The organism is Microcystis sp. M53602_WE12, assembly GCF_030065455.1.
Classification (GTDB): domain Bacteria; phylum Cyanobacteriota; class Cyanobacteriia; order Cyanobacteriales; family Microcystaceae; genus Microcystis; species Microcystis aeruginosa.
In genome coordinates, this window is sequence record NZ_JASJFB010000620.1 from 1 (window position 1) to 19570 (window position 19570).

At 39.9% G+C, this 19570-nt stretch carries 15 protein-coding genes; 5 read left to right on the top strand and 10 right to left on the bottom strand.

The annotated features are described in order from the left end of the window. Positions 1-68: 68 nt before the first annotated feature. On the bottom strand, positions 69-2531 hold the full coding sequence (locus tag PX482_RS19585) for a sulfatase-like hydrolase/transferase (RefSeq protein ID WP_002761492.1): 2463 nt from the start codon (positions 2529-2531) through the stop codon (positions 69-71). A gap of 115 nt (positions 2532-2646) precedes the next feature. Beyond that, on the bottom strand, positions 2647-3234 hold the full coding sequence (locus PX482_RS19590; RefSeq protein ID WP_002761493.1) for a hypothetical protein: 588 nt from the start codon (positions 3232-3234) through the stop codon (positions 2647-2649). Between the two features lie 378 nt (positions 3235-3612). Between PX482_RS19590 and PX482_RS19595 the strand changes: the two genes are divergently transcribed. The 5 genes from PX482_RS19595 to PX482_RS19615 all read left to right on the top strand — a co-directional run bounded on the left by PX482_RS19595 (position 3613) and on the right by PX482_RS19615 (position 11549). After that, positions 3613-5031, top strand: coding sequence for an AMP-binding protein (locus tag PX482_RS19595; RefSeq protein ID WP_002761495.1), 1419 nt, complete (start codon positions 3613-3615; stop codon positions 5029-5031). A gap of 3 nt (positions 5032-5034) precedes the next feature. Continuing rightward, positions 5035-5316, top strand: coding sequence for an acyl carrier protein (locus tag PX482_RS19600; protein WP_002761496.1), 282 nt, complete (start codon positions 5035-5037; stop codon positions 5314-5316). 45 nt (positions 5317-5361) lie between these two features. After that, on the top strand, positions 5362-6675 hold the full coding sequence (locus PX482_RS19605; RefSeq protein WP_002761498.1) for a coproporphyrinogen-III oxidase family protein: 1314 nt from the start codon (positions 5362-5364) through the stop codon (positions 6673-6675). 134 nt (positions 6676-6809) lie between these two features. Next, positions 6810-8132, top strand: a complete 1323-nt coding sequence (locus PX482_RS19610; RefSeq protein ID WP_002761501.1) for a sulfotransferase family protein — start codon at positions 6810-6812, stop codon at positions 8130-8132. A 141-nt stretch (positions 8133-8273) separates the two neighbouring features. Beyond that, on the top strand, positions 8274-11549 hold the full coding sequence (locus PX482_RS19615; protein WP_288024632.1) for a non-ribosomal peptide synthetase: 3276 nt from the start codon (positions 8274-8276) through the stop codon (positions 11547-11549). Between the two features lie 19 nt (positions 11550-11568). On the opposite strand, the gene PX482_RS19620 is transcribed toward PX482_RS19615, so the two are convergent. The 8 genes from PX482_RS19620 to PX482_RS19655 all read right to left on the bottom strand — a co-directional run. Further along, positions 11569-12783, bottom strand: a complete 1215-nt coding sequence (locus PX482_RS19620) for an SDR family oxidoreductase (protein ID WP_288093488.1) — start codon at positions 12781-12783, stop codon at positions 11569-11571. Further along, the gene (locus tag PX482_RS19625) at positions 12776-13603 is read right to left on the bottom strand and encodes a hypothetical protein (RefSeq protein ID WP_002761507.1); all 828 of its coding nucleotides are present in this window, start codon (positions 13601-13603) and stop codon (positions 12776-12778) included. The genes PX482_RS19620 and PX482_RS19625 overlap by 8 nt, the downstream gene beginning before the upstream one ends. A gap of 58 nt (positions 13604-13661) precedes the next feature. Continuing rightward, positions 13662-14465, bottom strand: coding sequence for a hypothetical protein (locus tag PX482_RS19630; RefSeq protein ID WP_288093489.1), 804 nt, complete (start codon positions 14463-14465; stop codon positions 13662-13664). A gap of 77 nt (positions 14466-14542) precedes the next feature. Further along, a complete protein-coding gene (locus tag PX482_RS19635) occupies positions 14543-15364 on the bottom strand; it encodes a hypothetical protein (protein ID WP_288024644.1) in 822 nt (273 codons plus the stop codon). 60 nt (positions 15365-15424) lie between these two features. After that, complete coding sequence (locus PX482_RS19640) at positions 15425-16237, bottom strand: hypothetical protein (protein ID WP_288024646.1); 813 nt, start codon at positions 16235-16237, stop codon at positions 15425-15427. Between the two features lie 100 nt (positions 16238-16337). Next, positions 16338-17198, bottom strand: coding sequence for a sulfotransferase domain-containing protein (locus PX482_RS19645; protein WP_223210048.1), 861 nt, complete (start codon positions 17196-17198; stop codon positions 16338-16340). A 38-nt stretch (positions 17199-17236) separates the two neighbouring features. Continuing rightward, positions 17237-19003 (bottom strand): thiamine pyrophosphate-binding protein, encoded by a 1767-nt coding sequence (locus PX482_RS19650; RefSeq protein ID WP_002761512.1) that lies wholly within the window; start codon positions 19001-19003, stop codon positions 17237-17239. A gap of 102 nt (positions 19004-19105) precedes the next feature. Further along, the coding region (locus PX482_RS19655) for a sulfotransferase family 2 domain-containing protein (RefSeq protein WP_288122894.1) at positions 19106-19570 on the bottom strand (465 nt) is incomplete at its 5' end.

The following is a 19570-nucleotide window of genomic DNA, read 5'->3' on the forward strand; positions in this document are numbered from 1 at the left end:
AAATCCTTATCTGGCAAGAGACTTAATTGATTAGTTCGCTCTAGATAAAAAACAATTGACAAAAATCGCTAAATGCCTTTCTCTATAAGGGTTCCATCCCTTATAACCCCCGTCCATTGCATAACACAAACCGAAGAGCCAAAATTCTGTTGCTTCATCTCTTCTGTATAGATAGAAAAACGACCCGGAACAGTTTTTAACTTAACCATCTGCTCGATCAATTGCGCGTGTAGTTCCAGGAATTTTTCTAAATATTCTGGTTTACCCGCAACATTGGTTTTTTCCAGAGGGTCATTGACTAGGTTGTACATTTCGTACTGGTAATTAGTCCCCTCGTCGTTAAAGTACACAGAATATTTCCACTCTTTGGTGCGGATAGTACGGATACGTCGGGGAATGGTTTTGAAAAACCGGGGAGGCAGCGTACCATCATCAAAAGTAAAATGAATGGCATCGCGGACTTCCTGATTGGGATTGGTGAATAAAGGCGTTAGGTCACAACCCTGAAAGGCAAACTGGAACAGATCATACACCCCAGCAAATTTAGCCAGAGTTGGCACTATATCCAAGGTCGTGGCAAAGGAATCGGTACTAACGGCGTTGGGGAACAGATTCGGGTTAGAAATAATCAGAGGAACCCGAAGCACTTCCTCGTAGGCATTGAAAGGCTTTTCTCGCTGACGGTCGTGGGCCAGGCACATTTCCCCATGGTCGGAAGTCCGCACGATTAAGGTATCGTCAATTAATCCCTTAGCTTCAAGGGCATTCAGCACTTCATTGATTTGGTTATCTGCCAGTTTTTTCAGATAGCCGTAGAAGTTAACAAACATCTGCTGAACTTGCTGACTATTGGTAGCGAATTTACCATCTTTTAGTTCTGGTAAATCTTCATACCACACCTTTTCGCCGCTCCGTTTTAGCCGTTTCCAGCGTTGCTCTTCCTTGACTTGACAGCCTTGTTTAAAAATCTCCTGGACGGTTGGCTTAAAGGATAGATCCTCGAAGACAGTTTCGGGAATGGGAAGATTAAAATCTTTAAAGTCCTCTAGGGAATAGCCGGCATCTTTCTCAAAGGTAGGAGCCACATGAATATCATGGGGATTGACCAAAGACACCACCAAGCAAAAAGGACCGTCCTCGGATTTGTAATTTTGAATAAATTCGAGAATCCCTTGTTCTTCCGGGGGAATGGCCTCGTCAATTCCAGCCAAGATCTCTTGCTTTTTCGCTTCCTTTTCCTTCGGGGAAAGTCCACTAAAAGCTCCGCGTCCTTCCTTGGCATCTTGCTCAATGACTTTTTTGACCCCTTCTACACCCCGTAGATAGCGTTCATCATTGTAAAAAATTCCTTTGCCAAACTTGGTTAAATCACTGCGGGCAACTCCCGCATCAATCGGAGTCCAGCCATCGAAACCGTAGGACTGTTTCATGTATTCGATGTCTTCGCTTGACCACTTATCGGTGTCACTCTTGGGAACGCTCAAGTGCCATTTGCCCTTCCAATAGACCTTATAACCGGCCGCTTTCAGAACCCGAGCTAGGTTCACCTGAGTGGGACTAAGAAGCTTTTGTTCTAGGGATTGTCCGTAGCTATCCTCATAGCGGTTGATAATATCGGAAAAAGGCTCGGCAATGGTGTTGATGACACCGTGTTGGTTGGGATAGGTACTGGTGAGCAGAGTAGCCCGACTGGGAGAGCAGGCCACCGTTACCGTGAACATTTTGTTGAAGGTCAGCCCGTTCTTTTTCAGTCGTTTCAGGGCCGGTAGATGCTCATCTTCAAAGCTTTGCGGCCAGCGTTCAGCAACGGCGGCACTGTCTTGGTCAGTGAGGAAAACGACAATATTGGGTTTAGAGGCTTTGGCAGTTAAGGGGAGTTGTTCTTGCTGCCATGTTGCCCCGTTAATTGTGCCATTACTGCCCTTACCGGTTTTGTCAGTGACGATATTACCTGAACCTTCATTAAGGGGCCAATAGCCCACCAGGCCTGGTTCATTGCCTAGCAGCCGATAATTCATTGATTTTTTAATGTCTTCCGCGGACCGTGCTTGGTTCCAAACCTGCACTTCCCCGATTTGGCCGGCAAATAAATAGTCTGGGTTTCTTTCTGTCGCTCCTGCTCCAATCCGTAAGGGAGATTTCTTATTCGGGATGATTTTGGTAGCCACGGGGCCGCCGGCCAGTTGCCCATTGACATAGAGTCTCATGTTGTTGCCATCGTAGGTGGCGGCTAAATGCGTCCAGGTTCCCAGCACAACATCGGGACCGGTTACGGTCACCCAATTACCGCCATTGCCTGTCCAAAACTGCCATTTATTGTTTTCCCCAGCATAAAGGATGTATCCCCCCTGCGGGCTGTCGGTTCTGCCAGTGATCGGCGATCGCCATTGACCCTGTTTTCCCGTTACTTTAGCCCAACAGGACACGGTAAACTGTTCCGGGTTCAGTTGAGCATTGTAAGGAACTTCCACATAATTTCTTTGCCCATCAAAGGACAAAACATTGGACAAAACATTTTGTTGAGCAGACATAAAACTGATCCTTTCTTTACTTAGGGGTTAATTCAATTCAAGGCAACCAACTTAGTTGATGTCATCAAAGACGAAGACGAAATCAGAGTAAAAAACAAGGCATGACTTGAAGTCATTATTCTACAATTTCAATTTTTTGAGGGGAACCAATATCCTCAGACACAACCTCCGCCGACTCTATTTGCTGTTTGAGCTTCAGTTTCAGTGCTTGGGTAATCGGTAAACCTTCAACTTCTTTGATTAAGTCTTCCTGAGCTTCCTGTTTACGACGGTCTTTATAGATAGCACCAAGAACCGCTTCAATTCCATAGTTTGTCAAGACATCCCCCACCACAGTGGTCAGACTAAGCAGTCCCAAACCACCGAAAACGCCAAGGGGACCCCCTAAAGCTGCCAGCGCGAAGGCAACGGGATAAGTGGTAGCTCCCGAGGTGGATACCGTGACCACGAGAATTGTGCCGGGGAGTCCCAAAGAACCAATTCTCTTGGCTACTTCGTCCAAAGAAACCCCCCAGGATGCCAGTTTTTTGCTGATTTCACCCGGGGCAGCCTTTAGTTTTTTGCTGATTTCCTCCCAAGAAAATTCTGAAGCGGCAGCTTGTTCGTTGACATTCTGGGATGAAGATTCATCAGCGGCAGCCTGTTCGTTAACATTCTGGGATGAAGATTCATCAGCGCCAGCCTGTTCGTTAACTTCGTCCATGAGAAACTCCTAAAAACTAATCTCCCGGAGTCTAACACACTTTGACCGAGGGATAAACCTATTTTAAAAATCCTTGACAATTCGTAAATATTCTGATTGACTGGTAGCATTTGAAATGCCTAGACAGCAGACCAACGGCCGACAAAATTAGCCAATTCTCAATAGCTTTTGAGATGGGTTTACCCTGATTTGGCTGTTCTCGCTTCCCTATGGAAACGAGGTCTATACTGATAGGGTCTTCCGTCAAAGTAGCCCTAAAAGTCTTGTCTGATAAGCATTTCACGATTCCATAAGCAAAAGTTATCGTACAAAGTCGAGAAGATTAGTGATTTCTCCCGCCACTACCTCACCTCCATGTAACCTTCCATACCAATGTAAATGTTAAACAGCTTATTTATAGCCCGCATTCCCTCTCTAGACTCGTATCAGTCCAACGTGCTTACCGATGGATGTTTAACCTATTCTTGGCAAAATGTTGAAGAAATATTTGACAATTTGTCAAGCTTCTTCATGCAAGAAAAAATCGATCATTCAGACTGCTTGGCCCTGGAATGTGAAAATTCTCTTGCCAGTGCTTTAACTCTGTTATTTTTGTTAGAAAAGGGCTATAGTTTCTTTTTGCATCCTCAGTCAAATTCGCCCTCTATTATTCCTGAGTTTTGTCGCTATTGCCTCACTCCTAAACTGGAAAAAACTGACAGTTTGGATCGGATTAACAATTGGCTAAAAATTACCGAAAATCATCAATATAAAACTATCGATGACAAGGGTAAAAGGCTATATATGAAGACTTCTGGGAGTACAGGAACCCCCAAAATAGTGGTTCATTCTCAGACTAAATTGCTAGAAAATGTGCTTAACTGTGTGGAAAGATTGAGATTAAATTCAGAGGCGAGAGTGGCGATTCCAGTCCCGATTTATCATCTCTATGGTTTAGGGGCTGCTTTTCTCCCTAGTGTGGCTGTGGGGGCCTCTATTGATTTACAGAAAGGTGCTAACCTTTTACGCTATCTTCAGAGAGAAAAAGACTTTAATCCTAATATTGCTTTTATGACTCCTAGCTTTTGTGAAACCTTAGTTAAAGGCAGAAAATCAGCCAGAGAGTATAAATTAACGGTGGTGGCGGGAGATCTGATCAAAGAAAACACTTTTATCAAATATGAAGAGAATTTCGGCCCCCTAGTTAAGTTATATGGCAGTACAGAAATGGGGGTAATTGCCGCAGGTAGTCCCCAAGAAGAATTATCCCTCCGTTGTCAAACGGTCGGTTTACCTATGCCAGGTGTCCGATTGCAACTTAATAAATCTTTAAACTCGCAAATGTCAGAAGTTGGGGAAATTTGCTGTCAGCATCCATCAGGTTTTGATGGTTATGTTGATCCGGCAGGAGTGCCGCTGATGTCAACAAATTCCGATGATTGGTTCCCTACTAAAGATTTAGGTAAGCTACATTTAGACGGTCATCTGGAAGTTTGGGGAAGATGTGATCGCAGTATTAACCGGGATGGTCTATTGGTCTTGTTTTCTGACATTGAGAAAAATATGGAAACCCTAGATGCAATTGAAGCGGTTGCAGTCCAATGCCATGGAGAGAGTCAAAGAGGCAAAGGTATAGTCGCTTTTTGTGTCTTGACAAAAGGGACTCATCTGTCTGAGAATGAAATCAGAGAATTGTGCTTTGATATACTACCGAAAAGAGCGATTCCAGACCGCATTGTCACTTTGAAAACCTTACCGATGTTACCCAACGGGAAGATCGACCATCAGCAATTAGTCAGTTTTTTACCCAAAGCTTAGAAAATGGCGACAAATATTTTAAATCAACTCAAGACAATTATTGCCGAACAACTGGATGTCAATCTCAAAATCGAGGAAATTGACGAAACTGCCTCCCTATTTGAAGACGGGTTAGGATTGGATTCCATCGCAGTAGTTGAATTAATTGCTTTGACAGAACAGCATTTCGAGGTTGAGTTTGCGGAATCGGATTTAAATCTAGAATCCTTTAGCAATCTTAACGTTTTAGCTAGTTGTATTGCCCAGAAAATGCCGGCAAGTGAACAATTAACAGTCATAGCTTGATCTAGAGTTAACGCAATCTAAATAAAAATACCCTGGTCAAAAACCATGACTTTAACCGTTGAACTTCCGAAAACCCAAACGCCGCAACGTTTACCCTTAAATCCTAACTATCCCCCCTTTCGCCAGTGGAAAGCAGGGGTAATCGCCGAAAAACTAGAAGAACAGCCAATCTGTCTCTATGTTCATATCCCCTTTTGTACTCAACGCTGTGCTTTTTGTTATTACAAAACCGTTGACCTAAAAGAGAGCCAAGTACAGGCCTATGTAGATACGCTTTGCCAAGAAATTAAACTCGTTTCCGAAAGATTCAATTTGAAAAATAGACGGATTCAGGCGGTTTATTTTGGCGGAGGAACTCCCACCACCTTAACTGGAAACCAGTTAGTCCAAGTTGTCGAGAATTTACGGGAAAATTTCTCCTACTTTGAAGAAAAGAAACAGTTTTCCGTAGAAGCAGAACCCTTGAGTGTTTCCCCATCAAAAATGAGGTTACTCAAAGAATTAGGAGTAAATCGCCTGAGTTTAGGTGTTCAATCTTTTAATGATCAAATCATCAAACTAAGTGGCAGAGGTCATGACGAAAAACAAGCTTATCGAGCGATAGATGTAGCTCAAAAAGCTGGCGAGGGGCAATGGTCAATTAATATTGACCTGTTGAGTGGACTAGCCGGAGAAACCCTAGAAACTTGGCAAGAAAGTTTAGAATGCGCTCTAAAAACCGGAGTAGAAAGCATCACCGTTTATAAAATGGAAGCTTTTGCCAATACCCAAGTATTTGATCAAGGGGTTCGCCAAGAAATTATAGAATTGCCATCAGCAGAGCTAGAAATGCAGTTTATGCAGTTGGCCATGGAGCGCTTTGCCCAAGCAAACTATAATCCTTGGAGTCATTTTACCTATGTTAAAAATGACAGCGATTTGGCCACAAGTACCAAACAATATCGCAGTGAATACATTTTTAATATTTGGCACGGAATGGAGTTTTATGGACTGGGAGTCTCTGCTTTCGGCTGTTTAGGGGATTCTCTGTTACAAAATACTAGCGATATGGAAAAATATGCGACCCTTCTGGTCCAAGGAGAACTACCCTTATCTCGCGGGTATAAGCTGACTAGCTTGGACCGGATGGTGCGGGAAGTTTTACTAGGAATCAAGACATTACGTTTTGATTTAATTGCATTTCAGCAAAGACATGGGTTTAAATTACAATCCCTTTGCGGGGAAACTTTGTCCGCACTTGAAAGAGATGGTTTTGTCACCGTATCTACCCAAGAAATTGAATTAACCGCTAAGGGGATTCTTTATGGGGACTATGTGGGCGAAACTTTAGCAGCATCTCTCAAAAAACTCAAAAGTTAGTAAGTAGGTGGGTGTTAAAAATTGTCAGTTTCCCCCCTTAATCAGGGGGGGCAGAACCCCTTACTCAGTTAAAATCTAGAAACTGGATAATCGCTAACTAATAATTGTTCATTGTTGAAAATGACCCAGATGAGATGTGCAGAACAAACAGTTTAGCTCAGGTCCCACTTAATGATTTACCCGTGCTTACTGCTGCGGAAATTGAAGAGCAAGTAGCCGCTATTTATGGTCTTCTTGAAAATTGCTCCCTTCCCCAGGGACAACTAGAGCAACTGACCGAAAAACTGGCAGAATTTCAAAGCCAATGGCAAGCGGTTTTTACCAAATTTGGACAAAACTATCGAGGAGAATTAGCCTATCGAGATTTAATCGGGGAATTTAGCCGAAAAATAGCACCATTATTACAAAAATGGCTATCTTCATCGGTGGCAATCCAAGAGATAATTAATCCTATTACTTCCATGCTTTCAACCCTATCGCCTTCCCCACCCCTGAGGGGAAAGGAGGGTGAGATGCTTTCTCTGCATCAGAGAAAACGTTTGTTAATTGCCAAAAAAAAGCACCAATCTCAGCTAGAAGTAGAAGATAAAAACCTCTTAATTCCAGAGTTTGAAAAGCCGATTTTTATTGTTTCTGCACCCAGAGCAGGAAGTAGTTTATTGTTTGAAACCCTGGCTAAATTCCCCGATTTATGGACAATTGGAGATGAAAGTCACGAAATTATCGAAGGAATACCCGCTTTACATCCAGCCACACGCAATTTTAGCTCTAACTGCTTGGATGAAGGCGATGCTACCCCAGAAATTAGCGCAACTCTAAGAAAAGGTTTTACCCAACAATTACAAAATCGGGAGGGGGTAAAATATTTAAACATTGCTGAAAATGAGAGTCCTAACAAAATTCGTTTTTTAGAAAAAACGCCGAAAAATGCTCTAAGAGTTCCTTTCTTAAAGGCCGTATTTCCTGATGCTCTCTTTATCTATCTTTATCGAGATGCTAGGGAAAATATTAGTAGTTTGTTAGAAGGATGGCGATCGCATCGTTTTATTAGCTATCAACCCTTACCCGGTTGGGAGCATAGTCAGTGGAGTTTTCTGCTCGTACCCGGTTGGTCATCTCTCCAGGAATCTTCTCTGGTAGAAATTGCCGCCTATCAGTGGAAAATGGCTAATTCCTACCTAATAGAAGACCTTCAGTCCCTCAACCCTTCCTGTTGGTGTTCGGTCAATTATCGGGATTTAATTGAACATCCCGGGCAAACCATTAATCATATTGCCCAATTTGCCCAACTGCATCAAGACAAACAAATCGAGCAAATTCTCTCTCAACCCTTACCCATCGCTCAAAGAACCCTATCTGCTCCTAGACAAGAAAAATGGCGCAAACATGAACGGGAATTGGCCACAGTGTTACCAGACTTAGAAAACATAATTGATTGTTTGCACTATCTTAAGTAGGTAGGTATTGAAAACTTTCAGATGCCCCCCTTATTAAGGGGGGACTAAGGGGGGATTGGCACCCCCCTTATTAAGGGGGGACTAAGGGGGGATCGAACCTAAAATCCATTTTTAATTTAATTATAACCAGCTACTTAAATCATGATTGAAGTACAATTACAGCCAATTGAGAAGAATTTTAGGGCAGAAAATTATTCTTATTCCACCACAATTCATCAATTATTTGAAACCCAGGTGGAGAAGACCCCTAATCAGATTGCGGTAAGTTTTGAAGATTCCTCCTTAACCTATAGGCAGTTAAATGACCGGGCCAACCAAATCGCCCATTATTTAATTGAATTAGGAGTAAAACCAGAACAATTAATAGGAATCTGTGTTGAGCGTTCCCTAGAAATGATCATCGGGGTTTTAGGTGTTCTCAAAGCGGGAGGGTGTTATGTACCCCTTGATCCTGCTTACCCCCAAGAACGGCTAAAATTCATCCTAGAAGATGCCGGTATATCTATCTTATTGACACAGGAAAAACCCCTTATAAAACTCCCCCTTGAGCAGATAAAAGTAATTTTTTTAAATAAAGATCAGTCCCTAGTTCAACAAAGTCAAGAAAACCCTAAAACTACTGTAAACTCCGACAACTTAGCCTACATTCTCTATACTTCTGGCTCCACTGGCCTACCCAAGGGGGTTTTAATTACTCATAAAGGAGTAGTTAATTTAGTTCAAACAGAAATTAAACTATTTAACTTAAATCCCTCAAGTCGTGTTCTGCAATTTGCTTCCTTAAATTTTGATGCTTCCGTTTCGGAAATCTTCACCGCTATTTGTTCGGGGTCGCAACTTTGTCTAGGAAATTCTAACTCCTTACTTCCGGGGGATAACTTGCTTAATTTTCTGCAAAAAAAAGCTATTACCCATGCACAAATTCCCCCATCAGTATTAGCCGTCCTCCCTCAAGCACCCTTAAAACACCTACAGGTATTAATTGTCGGCGGAGAAGCTTGTCCCCCTGCCTTGATGGCCCAGTGGTCAGTGGGAAGACGCTTTTTTAATGCCTATGGCCCCACCGAGGCCACCGTTGATGCCACCATAGCAGAATGTAGCCCTGATAGTCCCTTAACTATCGGTCGTCCTCTTGCCAATACTCAAGCTTATATCCTTGATGAGTCTCTCAAAAAAGTTGCTGTGGGGGTTGCGGGAGAATTACATATTGGGGGAGTAGGTTTAGCTAGGGGATATCTCAATCGTCCCGAATTAACTGCGGCAAAATTTATTCCCCATCCTTTTGATAATAATCCATCGGCGAGGTTATACAAAACCGGCGATTTAGCCCGTTATCTTCCCGATGGTAATATTGAATGGTTAGGGCGCATAGACTTTCAAGTTAAAATTCGCGGTTTAAGAATTGAATTAGGGGAAATTGAAGGCATCTTAAACGAAAATACCGCCATTCACCAAGCGGTAGTCATTGTCCGTCAAGAGCAGTTAAATGATCCTCAATTAATCGCTTATGCTGTTATTAATCCCACCGTTAAAGTCGAGCAAGTTCTCACTCAATGGCGCGACTATCTCAAAGAAAAGTTACCCCATTATATGATTCCCCAGGCATTAGTAATTTTAGAAAAGATGCCTTTGACCCCCAATGATAAAGTTGACCGTGTAGCTTTAGCTAAATTGCCTCTAAATTATGACACTTCTCGTCTGGTTACACCGCCACGAAACCCAGAGGAAGAACTATTAACCGCAATTTGGGCAGAGGTTTTGGAATTAGAAAAAGTAGGAATTGATGAGAACTTTTTTGAATTGGGGGGACATTCCCTCAAAGTTATTGCCCTCTGTAAGAGGCTAGAGTCTCATTTTGAAAAAAAGTTTGCTGTAGAAACTATTCTTGATGCCGCAACGGTGGCTGAATTTGCCGAATATTTACGGAAAAATCATCCAGAACTAATCGAAAAAATTGAGAAGATAAAATTTAATGAGGTAATTAATCCCTTAATCGACGAGAATTTTATTGCCGATTCTTCCCCAGAAATTGATTCCTTATCTGGCTGTCCTTATTTTCCCTTATCTTTGACTCAACAGAAAAGATGGTCCTATGAAAAATCCAACACAGTCATCCATTTTTCAGGTAATTTTAGACGACACTACCTTAAAGGAAACCTCAATTTAGCAGTTTTAACAGCCAGCTTGAATGAGATTATCTATCGCCATCAAATATTGCGTGTCACCTTTCGAGAAGTCAACGGTTCCCCCGTTCAGTTAATTAACCCCTACACCGAAAAAAACCTACCCATAATTGATTTACAACCCTGGCCAGAGAACCAGAAAAGTGAGGAATTAGCAAGATTATTACAAGAGATTATTAATCAACCCTTCGACTTGATTAATGGCCCCTTAATCAGACTGATATTAATTCGTTTGGATGAGAAGGAGCACATTCTCCTCACTCACATCCACGATATTATTATAGACAATTCATCCTTGACGCTCTTTTTTAAAGAATTGGAGCTACTTTATCAGGCTTTTGTCTTAGGTGATTCCTCCCCTTTACCTCCCTTACCTATCCAGTATGTTGATTATGTTCAATGGCAACTAAAATCCTTTAGTTCTCAACTAATTGAGCCGAAAATTAACCACTATAAACGTATTTTAGAAGCGGGAGAGTCACCAACCTTAAAAATTCCCCCACACCTGATTTCGCCGTCTAAATCTGGCGATAAATTATCCGATTCATCGGTTTCAAGTCTAGGGACTAATTTTGATTTTGAAATTCCTGGGGATTTCACAGAGAAATTAAACATCCTCTGTCAAGAGCAAAGAATCACTTTATTTATGACTGCACTAACAGCCTTTGCTGTTTTACTCTATAGCTATAGTGGCTGTGAAGATATTATCATCCGCGCTCCCCGTGACGCTCGTAATCATCCACACCTGAAGCCTCTAATCGGTTTAATTAGTAATATAATGTTGCTCCGAGTTAGTTTAAGTGGTAATCCTACTGTTAGAGAGTTACTAACGCAAGTGCGAAGGGTAGTATTAGAAGCCTTAGAGTATCAAGATATTCCCTTTGAGCATTTAGCCAAAGTCATTAAACCAGAATATCGCCTTGATAATTCTAGTTTTAAAGCAGTTATTACGGTTTTGTCAGAGTCCCCCGAAGAAGAATTGAAACTACCTGGGTTAGAGGTGACATCTTGGGAAATGGAAGAGTTTGAAGTTAGGCCCGACTTAGAGTTAATACTCTGGGAAAATAAAACTTCCCCAAAACCCTCTCTTAAGGGTTGGTGGCAATATAAAAAAGATTATTTTGAGCTTGATTCAATGACTCAAATTAACCGAGATTTCATGCAGATATGGTCGGAAATTGTTACGAATCCTCATCAGCCAATTACCATCTTCCAAAATCTTAAAAGTATATAGCAAGAATTGAAGATTTTTCCTATAAATTATGGTCTAGAACAGGGGGAAAATAGCCAACTTTCTGAAAGTAAGAAAAATATAAACTGAGCAATTTTTCATCAATAACGGGACAGGAGATAGATAGCTCTGTTAATTCTATCAATGTTCGAGTTGCGTCAAATTCTAGCTTATCAGGGGAAAATAGTTTTGACAGTTTCAAAAGCAGTAATAAAGATGAATATAGTGTGTTCTTGGGAGACTGGGACAATTGATATTTTAATTCGGCATAAAAATTATCATAATCAACTTTTTCTAAGGAATAGCCTAAAAGTTGAAGAGAATTAAAGAAAGTTTCCCAGGAAATTAGCTGAGAATTAATTAAATGAAATACTTGACCAGCATGGTTTTTTTGCTGGGATAAACCGACAATTGCCTGACTGACATAATCAACGGGAACGATATCTATTTGTGTGTTTAAAGCGGGGAATTTTTTTAATTGAATACAACCCTTTAGCAAAATACACAGGAAATCTTGGAAATTACCGTTAATCCCCGTTTTACTATTCCCGATAATTCTTGAAGGACGATAAATACAAGCAGGTAATCCTCTTTTTTGTGCGACCATCACTAATTGTTCTGCCACCCATTTACTTTGGCGATAACCTCCTTGAAGATTAACAAAATTAGGGCTATCCATTTCAGTAATTTTTGCAATTTCCTCCTGATTATCACCGAGAAAAACCCCAAGAGTCGAAACAAAATGAACGGGTTTAGTTTGCTCCCTACTAGCTAACCTTAGCACTTCCTGCGTCCCCAAGACATTTACCGGTTTTAAAGTAGAATAGGGACGAGCAGAGTTAACCCAAGCTCCATTGTGATAAATAATATCAATTATTGCCGCTAATTCATTAAATGCTAGTTGAGAAAGACCGAATAAAGGTTTCCCTAAATCTCCAACAATAGGAATAAGACGAGAATTAAAACCATCTTGCCAAAGAGAATAAAACTCTAAGTTTTTTTGAAGACGATTTTTACCCTCTTCTATATTAGAACAGCGAACTAAACAATAAATATCTGCGCTGGTTTTCTGGAGAAGTTCTTCGAGTAAATAAGCACCAAGAAAACCAGTTGCTCCTGTCAATAAGATAGCTTTTGGCTCTAGTACATTCTTGGAAAGCGATTGCTCAAATTGAATCGAGGAATCCAAATTTACTTCCGCTTTCAGGTCTAACTGTTGAGTCACAGGTTTAGTCATGTGTTTTTTTAATCCCTTCTAGAGCAACCTGATGAATAAGTTCGGCATCGGAGAGATAGGGAAATCTTTGCCAAAAACGAGACCATGTTACTAAATACATCGCTTGTTCTTCTTGAGGAAATCGCTTAAGTTTCTCCTCAAATAGATTTTTATAACGGTCTATTTCTGCTTTTAAATAATGATGCGCTTTCTCTCCATACAATTTTTGAAACATCCAGTAGGTATTGTAACTACCTGCTGCGATATCCTTTTTGTAGGAACGAAGATCATCATTAAATTCTAGTAAAACTTCTAGAGGTGACATCAGATCAAAAATTTCACTTCTGTAGGGTTTACCTGAAATCTGAACTAAAGCAGAATGTAGAATCCTCAAATCAGAAGACCTTAGTTCAGAAGCAAGAAGTAAGTCCTCATAAGTTATTTTTTCAGAAGCAATTAGCTGACCTTCTAATTCAATATATTTACCTAAGTTGTCTGCTTGTGCTAAAATTGCGGAGCCTTCTACACCAAGTTCATGCAACAGAGATTCAATAATTTTTTTTCTGGCATCCCAGGGAGAAACTTGAGTTAATAGTGAGCCATCTTTTTGATTACTCTCTTCTAGTTCTACATCGGTTTCGTAGATCAGATATTCAATAAATGCTAAGAGGGGATAAAATTCAAAAAATTGATCATCAGAAATATTATAAATTGGACAATATATTTTGAAAAACGGCTTTAAAACTGAAGTAGCTTTATAGATACTATAATAGGAAATATAAGGGATTTGACTAACGGTTTTTTTTCTTTCAATCATACCAGGGGACATTTGCGGGTTCATTTTAGTTTCTCCTTTTTGAATTTTTAAACAAATAAGTTTCCGCGGTCAAATAACAGGTTTAAACCCCTTCTAAAACAGTCTGACGAAGAAGTTCAGCACTAGAGAAATAGGTAAATACATCTTGCCATAAACGAGACCATTTTGCTGAATAAACTTCTTGTTCTTGTTCAGATAATCCTTTCAGGGTTTCCTCAAATAGATTACTGTAACGGTCTATTTCTACTTTTAAATAATGGTGTGCTTCCTCTCCATACAATTTCTGAAACATCCAGTAGGTATTATAATTACCTGCTGCCCTATCCTCTTGATAGGAACGAAAATCATCATGAAATTCTAGCAAAGTGTTTATGGGTGACATAAGCTCAAAAACTTCAGTTTTGTAAGGTTTACCTAGTATTGAAATTAAAGTAAAGTAAAGCATATTGATCTCGGAAGACTGCAATTCAGAAGCACGAATCACATCTTGATTAGTTATTGTTTCATAAGTCACTAACTGACTCCCGAGTTGAAAAAATTCTCCCAGGCTCTCCATGGCATTTAGGATAGTAGGATGTTCTAAGTTAAATTCCTTTAAAAAAGATTGAATGATTTTCTTTCTAGCATCCCATGATAAGTTATTCTGTTGATTGCTTCCTAGATCAATATTGACTTCATGGATTAAAGATTCAATCAATGCTAAAACTGGATAACATAAAAGAAACTCATCAAGAGAAACGTCATCAATCATATTATATTGCTTAAAAATAGATTTAAACATAAAAGCAGTTTTGTATAGACTATGATAAGAGATGTAACGGGTTTGACTGCTTGGTTGTTTGCTTTTAAGACTCTCATACAAAATCTCTAAGTCCTGTAGATTCATTTTTGATGCTCCTAATTTTGAATTTTCCAATGAATAGTGATGCAGATTTTAATAATAGCAGGCTATGGGATGGCTAATTATTCATTATTTTCGACCCCTTCCAGAGCTACTTGACGAATAAGTTCAGCACTAGAGAGATAAGAATATCTTTTCCAGAAACGAGACCATTTTTTTGTATATCTTTCTTGTTCTTCTTCAGGAAATAGCTTGAGTTTCTCTTCAAATAGATTTTTATAACGGTCTATTTCTGCTTTTAAATAATGGTGTGCTTCTTCTCCATACAATTTCTGAAACATCCAGTAAGTATTGTAATTACCTGCTGCCACATCCCTTTTATAGGAACAAAAATCATCCTGAAATTCACTCAAGATTTCTGTCGGTGAGAGAATTTCAAAAATTTCCGCTCTGTAGGATTTACCTGACATCTGAACTAGAATAGTGTGGATAATCCTCAAATCAGATGAACGCAATTTGGAAGCACGGATTACATCCTCTAATGTTATTTTTTCAGAAGCTACTAGCTGACTTTCTAATTCAAAATATTCACCTAAGTTATCTATTTGTTCTAAAATTGTATGGTGTTCTAAATTAAATTCTTTTAAAAAAGATTGAATAATTATCTTTCTATTGTCCCAGGGAGCAAGGTGAGGTGATAGATTGCTATTCTTTTGATTGTTTTCTGTTTCTATATCAGTTTCATAGACAGAAGATTCAATAAGTGCTAAGAGTGGAGAAAGTTCCAAAAACTCATCATCAGAAATATTATAAATCGGACAATATAGCCTTAAAGAAACGTGGATTACAGAAATAGCTTTGAATAGACTATGATAGGAAATGTAAGGGATTCGACTAATAGTTTGTTTGCTTTTAAGCCGCTCAATGGATATCAATGGGGTCATTTGGTTTTCTCCTTGTTTTGAATTTTTAAGCAAATAAGTTTCCGCGGTCAAATAACAGGTTTAAACCCCTTCTAAAACAGTCTGACGAAGAAGTTCAGCACTAGAGAAATAGGGAAATACATTTTGCCATAAACGAGACCATTTTGCTGAATAAAATTCCTGGTCTTGTTCAGATAATCGTTTAAGGGTTTCCTCAAATAGCTTACTGTAACGGTCTATTTCTGCTTTTAAATAATGGTGTGCTTCCTCTCCATACAATTTCTGAAACATCCAGTAGGTATTATAATTACCGGCTGCCCTATCCTCTTGATAGGAAAGAAAATCATCATGAAATTCTAGCAGAATATGTATGGGTGACATAATCTCAAAAATTTCATCTCTATAAGGTTTACCTGACATAGCAATCAAGGTACAGTGGAGAATTAACTCGTCAGAAGACCGCAATTCAGAGGCACGAATTACATCTTCTAATGTGATTTTTTCAGAGGTGACTAGCTGACTTTCTAATTCAAAATACTGACCCAAATTCTCTATGTGCTTTAAGATTGTAGGATCTTCTAAATCAAATTCTTTTAAAAGATATCGAATGATGATTTTTTTAGAATCCCACAAAGAACACTGACTTGATGAGCTGCTATCCTTTTGATTGCTTTCCATTTCTGCATCAGTTTCATAGACAAGGTATTCAATAAATGCTAAAAGGGGATAATATTCAAAAAACTCATCTAGTGAAATATGATAAATCGGGCAATAATGCTTGAATATGAATTTGAGACTGGGAGTAGCTTTGTATATACTATGATAGGAAATATAATGATTGCGACTGATGGGGTGTTTGCTTTTAAATCTCTCAAGATTTGCTTGTAAGTCCATTTTTGTGTTTCCTTATTTTAAGTCGTGGAAGGATCATACCATATCGAGGAAAATAATCATCAATAAACTGGGAATTTATCAGACTAATCCTAGGTATAACTCAAGACATTTCATAACCCGCCTCTTGACATAATGGTTGACAATAGGTGTTTAATTTTTCGATATCTGCCGGCTCTATTGAGTCTTTCCATCCGTCTATTTTCCCCATTCTAAATGTTCTAGCAGAAGGGTTATAAATTTCCCCCAACTGAGAAGCAATAGTTTCATTAAAAGGAATATCCAAATGGTGGCAAATTTTTTCCATCGTCTCCCTTTGTTTTTCCGACTTGCCACCTCCCTGTTCTCCCACCAGATCCTCAAAACGGATAAATAAACAATTTTGCTCTTGAGACCAAGCTAACATAGAACGGAAAACTTCGGCAAAATTTCTGATTTCTACTCCCGCTTTTGCCCCATAGCCTCCCACTAAAATAAAATCTAATCTTTGGCTAGGAGACATGGACTTAAAATCCTCTTCTAAAAAGTGTCTTGCTGGCATTTTTCCCGTATCTAAAACAAAGGGAATTGAGGAAGCTATAACAGCACGAGGATCACGAATAATGAAGATATGCTGATAATTTAAGTCCTGAAGAATTGGGGTTAACAGAGGTGTCCAAGGAATATGACCTAAAATGTATTGCTTTTCGGCAATCAGAGTTAACCAATGTCGAACAATCGCCAAATCTACATAGTAGGGGGTTAAGGCCCCTATGCTAATCTGTTGTTGGCTAAATTGAGTTTGATGCTCGATTCTTTTTTTAACTTCTCGATAGTTAAAAAATAGAGGCACTTCTTGAACTTCTCGATCCTCAAAATGTTCTTTATAGCCCAGAATTTCAACGGACTTAGCCAACAAATGAGTGCCACTTTTAGGCAAAGAATTAATTAGTAATCGCTTGGCTGCTAACTCGGTATAGGACATCGCTTTTGAGTTAAAGGTATTGATCATTGTTCGTGGCTTTAAAACATTCCTATGGGGGGAACATATTCCGAATCAATTCGCACATCTAAGACGGTAGGTTTGCCATCCCGATAAATTGCCTCATAATCTAATTCCTGCAAGTCTTGACTATTACGAATAATATAACCATTCGCTCCCATTCCCCGAGCAATTTGACTAAAATCTACTGATGGTAAAGCAAACTCTAGGGGTTCTACTCCCGTTTGCAGATGTCGGTGTTTAACCATACCAAAAGATTGATCATTAAGAATGATAAAAATAATCGGTAATTTTTCAGCAACAGCAACAGCAAGTTCGTTGCCGTGCATTAGGAAACATCCGTCACCTGTCAGACAAACCACTGGGGTATTTTTTGCCCCCATAGCTGTTCCAATCGCACTGCCAATTCCCCAACCCATGGGGGCAGTTGCCACAGCTAAACGGAAATTTTCCGGACGGGGTGGGAAGAAATAGTGAATTGTCCAAGCTAACCAATTACCCACATCGACTAAATAGCGAGTTTCTGGGGGAAAATGTTGTAGGAGTTCACCGATTAATTGCTGGGGTTTAACAGGGGAATTATCCTCTGAAAGTCGATAGCTATCCGGTTCTTTAACGGTAATGTGAGCGGGTTGATAAGGCTGGTAAAATTCAGGGGATAAGCTCGCTGATAACTCCGGTTTTAATTGTCCCCTTTGCCGAGTTTTCTGCAATCTTTTTAGTAATTCTGCCAAGGTAGTTTTGATTGTACCTTGAATGTGTAAACTGGCCATCGGAGAACTTTTAAAATAGTCCCTTGCGTGATGAATATGAACTATTTTTTTAGTTAACAATTTCTGATCCCAAGCCGAGGTTTCCCATTGGCCTAAGTTCATCCCAGCCGCTAAAATTAAAGCAACAGAATCATCGGTTAAAGCTTGGCGGGCCGTTTGATGTCCGGCGAAACCAAAGACACCTTTTACTAAAGGATGATAAGGATTAACACAGGTTTTACCGCCTTGAGTTGTGACAATAGAAGCGTTAATTAATTCGGCTAATGCCATAATTTCTGGGGTGGCTTTCCTACAATCTTGACCAACCCAGATGGCGATGGTTTGACCTTGATCTAAGATATTGTTTATGGTACTATCAAGCTCATCTAAGGCTTTTAAATCAACTAATGCAGCAGCTTGAGTCGCTACCTGGGGATAAGCAAGGGATGAGGGAGACTCAACCCGGAAAATATTCACAGGAATACTAAGATGAGCCGGTCCAAAAGGTGAATGTAAAACTGTTGTTAATGCCGCTGCTAATTTTCTTTCTAATTGATTGGGGTGAGTGACGAGGGTGTTATAACGGGTACAGTGCTTAAACATGGCCACTGTATCAATGGTATCGGGCGATGATTCTTGAAAGGCACTCCAGCTAAAATGAGGTAGGGCAGTTTGTGCGGTGATAACAAGTAGAGGTATCCCTTCAGCATAAGCTGAGGCTAATCCTGTAATGAAATTGGTGCTACCGGGTCCAGTTGTGCCGCAGCAAACCCCGATTTTTCCGGTTTCACGAGCATAACCATCAGCCATAAAAGCGGCACCGGTTTCGTGACAAGTCAAAACGGCACGAACCCCCCCGCGTCTTTCGCTGCGTGCTAAGGCTTCGTAGAAGGCACTGTTATGTCCTCCCGGGATGCCGAAAACGTACTCTACCCCTAATTGCTCTAAATAATCGACAATTAGGTCACTCATATTTCTTGGCTGGATTTGTTCTGGCTCTGTCAAAGTAATGGGAGAAGAGGCTTGTGAAATCATTAGATTTTGTCTTGTCAATGGACTATTGTTAGAATATCTCACATAGACGCTGCTTTTAAACCCCTGGGCAGAAAATTGGTTTAGCTAAATTTTTGTAAACTCTCAATAACCCCCGGCAGCTGTGAGGAAAAATTTTTCCGATGCAATTTGAGATTGATAACTATCAAATGTGTAGCCAAATAGGGCGATGTCATCCTGAAAGTGTTTTTCTACTAATTTTCTGGTTCTGTTGTTGTAATATTCTCGATAATCACGATGTTTTGACTTGTTTAAACAGGGCAGAGAAGCTTTAATATTTAGCCTTTGACAGACCAGATCAAAATCAGCTTCTAAAGTTTCATATCTACCAACAAAGTCAACTATTATTTTGCCTTCTAAGTCAGTAATAAGGTCTTTTTGTAGTTTAGGTGCTCCTTTGGGAAAGGGATTTTTGGTACTAATAACCCATTCCAAGTATTCTTCAAAACTGCCCAGAGATTTAACCAATTCATGTCTGACATGATCTTTCTCCTTAAGAATAAAATGATAATAGGATACCTGCCAATCCCAAGGATTTCTGACAAAAGA

What these genes read in the sequence shown, in the direction of transcription:
- PX482_RS19590 (WP_002761493.1), bottom strand. Translation starts at nt 3,234, where the DNA reads ATGGACGAAGTTAACGAACAGGCTGGCGCTGATGAATCTTCATCCCAG.
- PX482_RS19645 (WP_223210048.1), bottom strand. Translation starts at nt 17,198, where the DNA reads ATGTCCTATACCGAGTTAGCAGCCAAGCGATTACTAATTAATTCTTTG.
- PX482_RS19600 (WP_002761496.1), top strand. Translation starts at nt 5,035, where the DNA reads ATGGCGACAAATATTTTAAATCAACTCAAGACAATTATTGCCGAACAA.
- PX482_RS19640 (WP_288024646.1), bottom strand. Translation starts at nt 16,237, where the DNA reads ATGGACTTACAAGCAAATCTTGAGAGATTTAAAAGCAAACACCCCATC.
- PX482_RS19585 (WP_002761492.1), bottom strand. Translation starts at nt 2,531, where the DNA reads ATGTCTGCTCAACAAAATGTTTTGTCCAATGTTTTGTCCTTTGATGGG.
- PX482_RS19615 (WP_288024632.1), top strand. Translation starts at nt 8,274, where the DNA reads ATGATTGAAGTACAATTACAGCCAATTGAGAAGAATTTTAGGGCAGAA.
- PX482_RS19625 (WP_002761507.1), bottom strand. Translation starts at nt 13,603, where the DNA reads ATGAACCCGCAAATGTCCCCTGGTATGATTGAAAGAAAAAAAACCGTT.
- PX482_RS19610 (WP_002761501.1), top strand. Translation starts at nt 6,810, where the DNA reads ATGTGCAGAACAAACAGTTTAGCTCAGGTCCCACTTAATGATTTACCC.
- PX482_RS19650 (WP_002761512.1), bottom strand. Translation starts at nt 19,003, where the DNA reads ATGATTTCACAAGCCTCTTCTCCCATTACTTTGACAGAGCCAGAACAA.
- PX482_RS19620 (WP_288093488.1), bottom strand. Translation starts at nt 12,783, where the DNA reads ATGACTAAACCTGTGACTCAACAGTTAGACCTGAAAGCGGAAGTAAAT.
- PX482_RS19605 (WP_002761498.1), top strand. Translation starts at nt 5,362, where the DNA reads ATGACTTTAACCGTTGAACTTCCGAAAACCCAAACGCCGCAACGTTTA.
- PX482_RS19630 (WP_288093489.1), bottom strand. Translation starts at nt 14,465, where the DNA reads ATGAATCTACAGGACTTAGAGATTTTGTATGAGAGTCTTAAAAGCAAA.
- PX482_RS19595 (WP_002761495.1), top strand. Translation starts at nt 3,613, where the DNA reads ATGTTAAACAGCTTATTTATAGCCCGCATTCCCTCTCTAGACTCGTAT.
- PX482_RS19635 (WP_288024644.1), bottom strand. Translation starts at nt 15,364, where the DNA reads ATGACCCCATTGATATCCATTGAGCGGCTTAAAAGCAAACAAACTATT.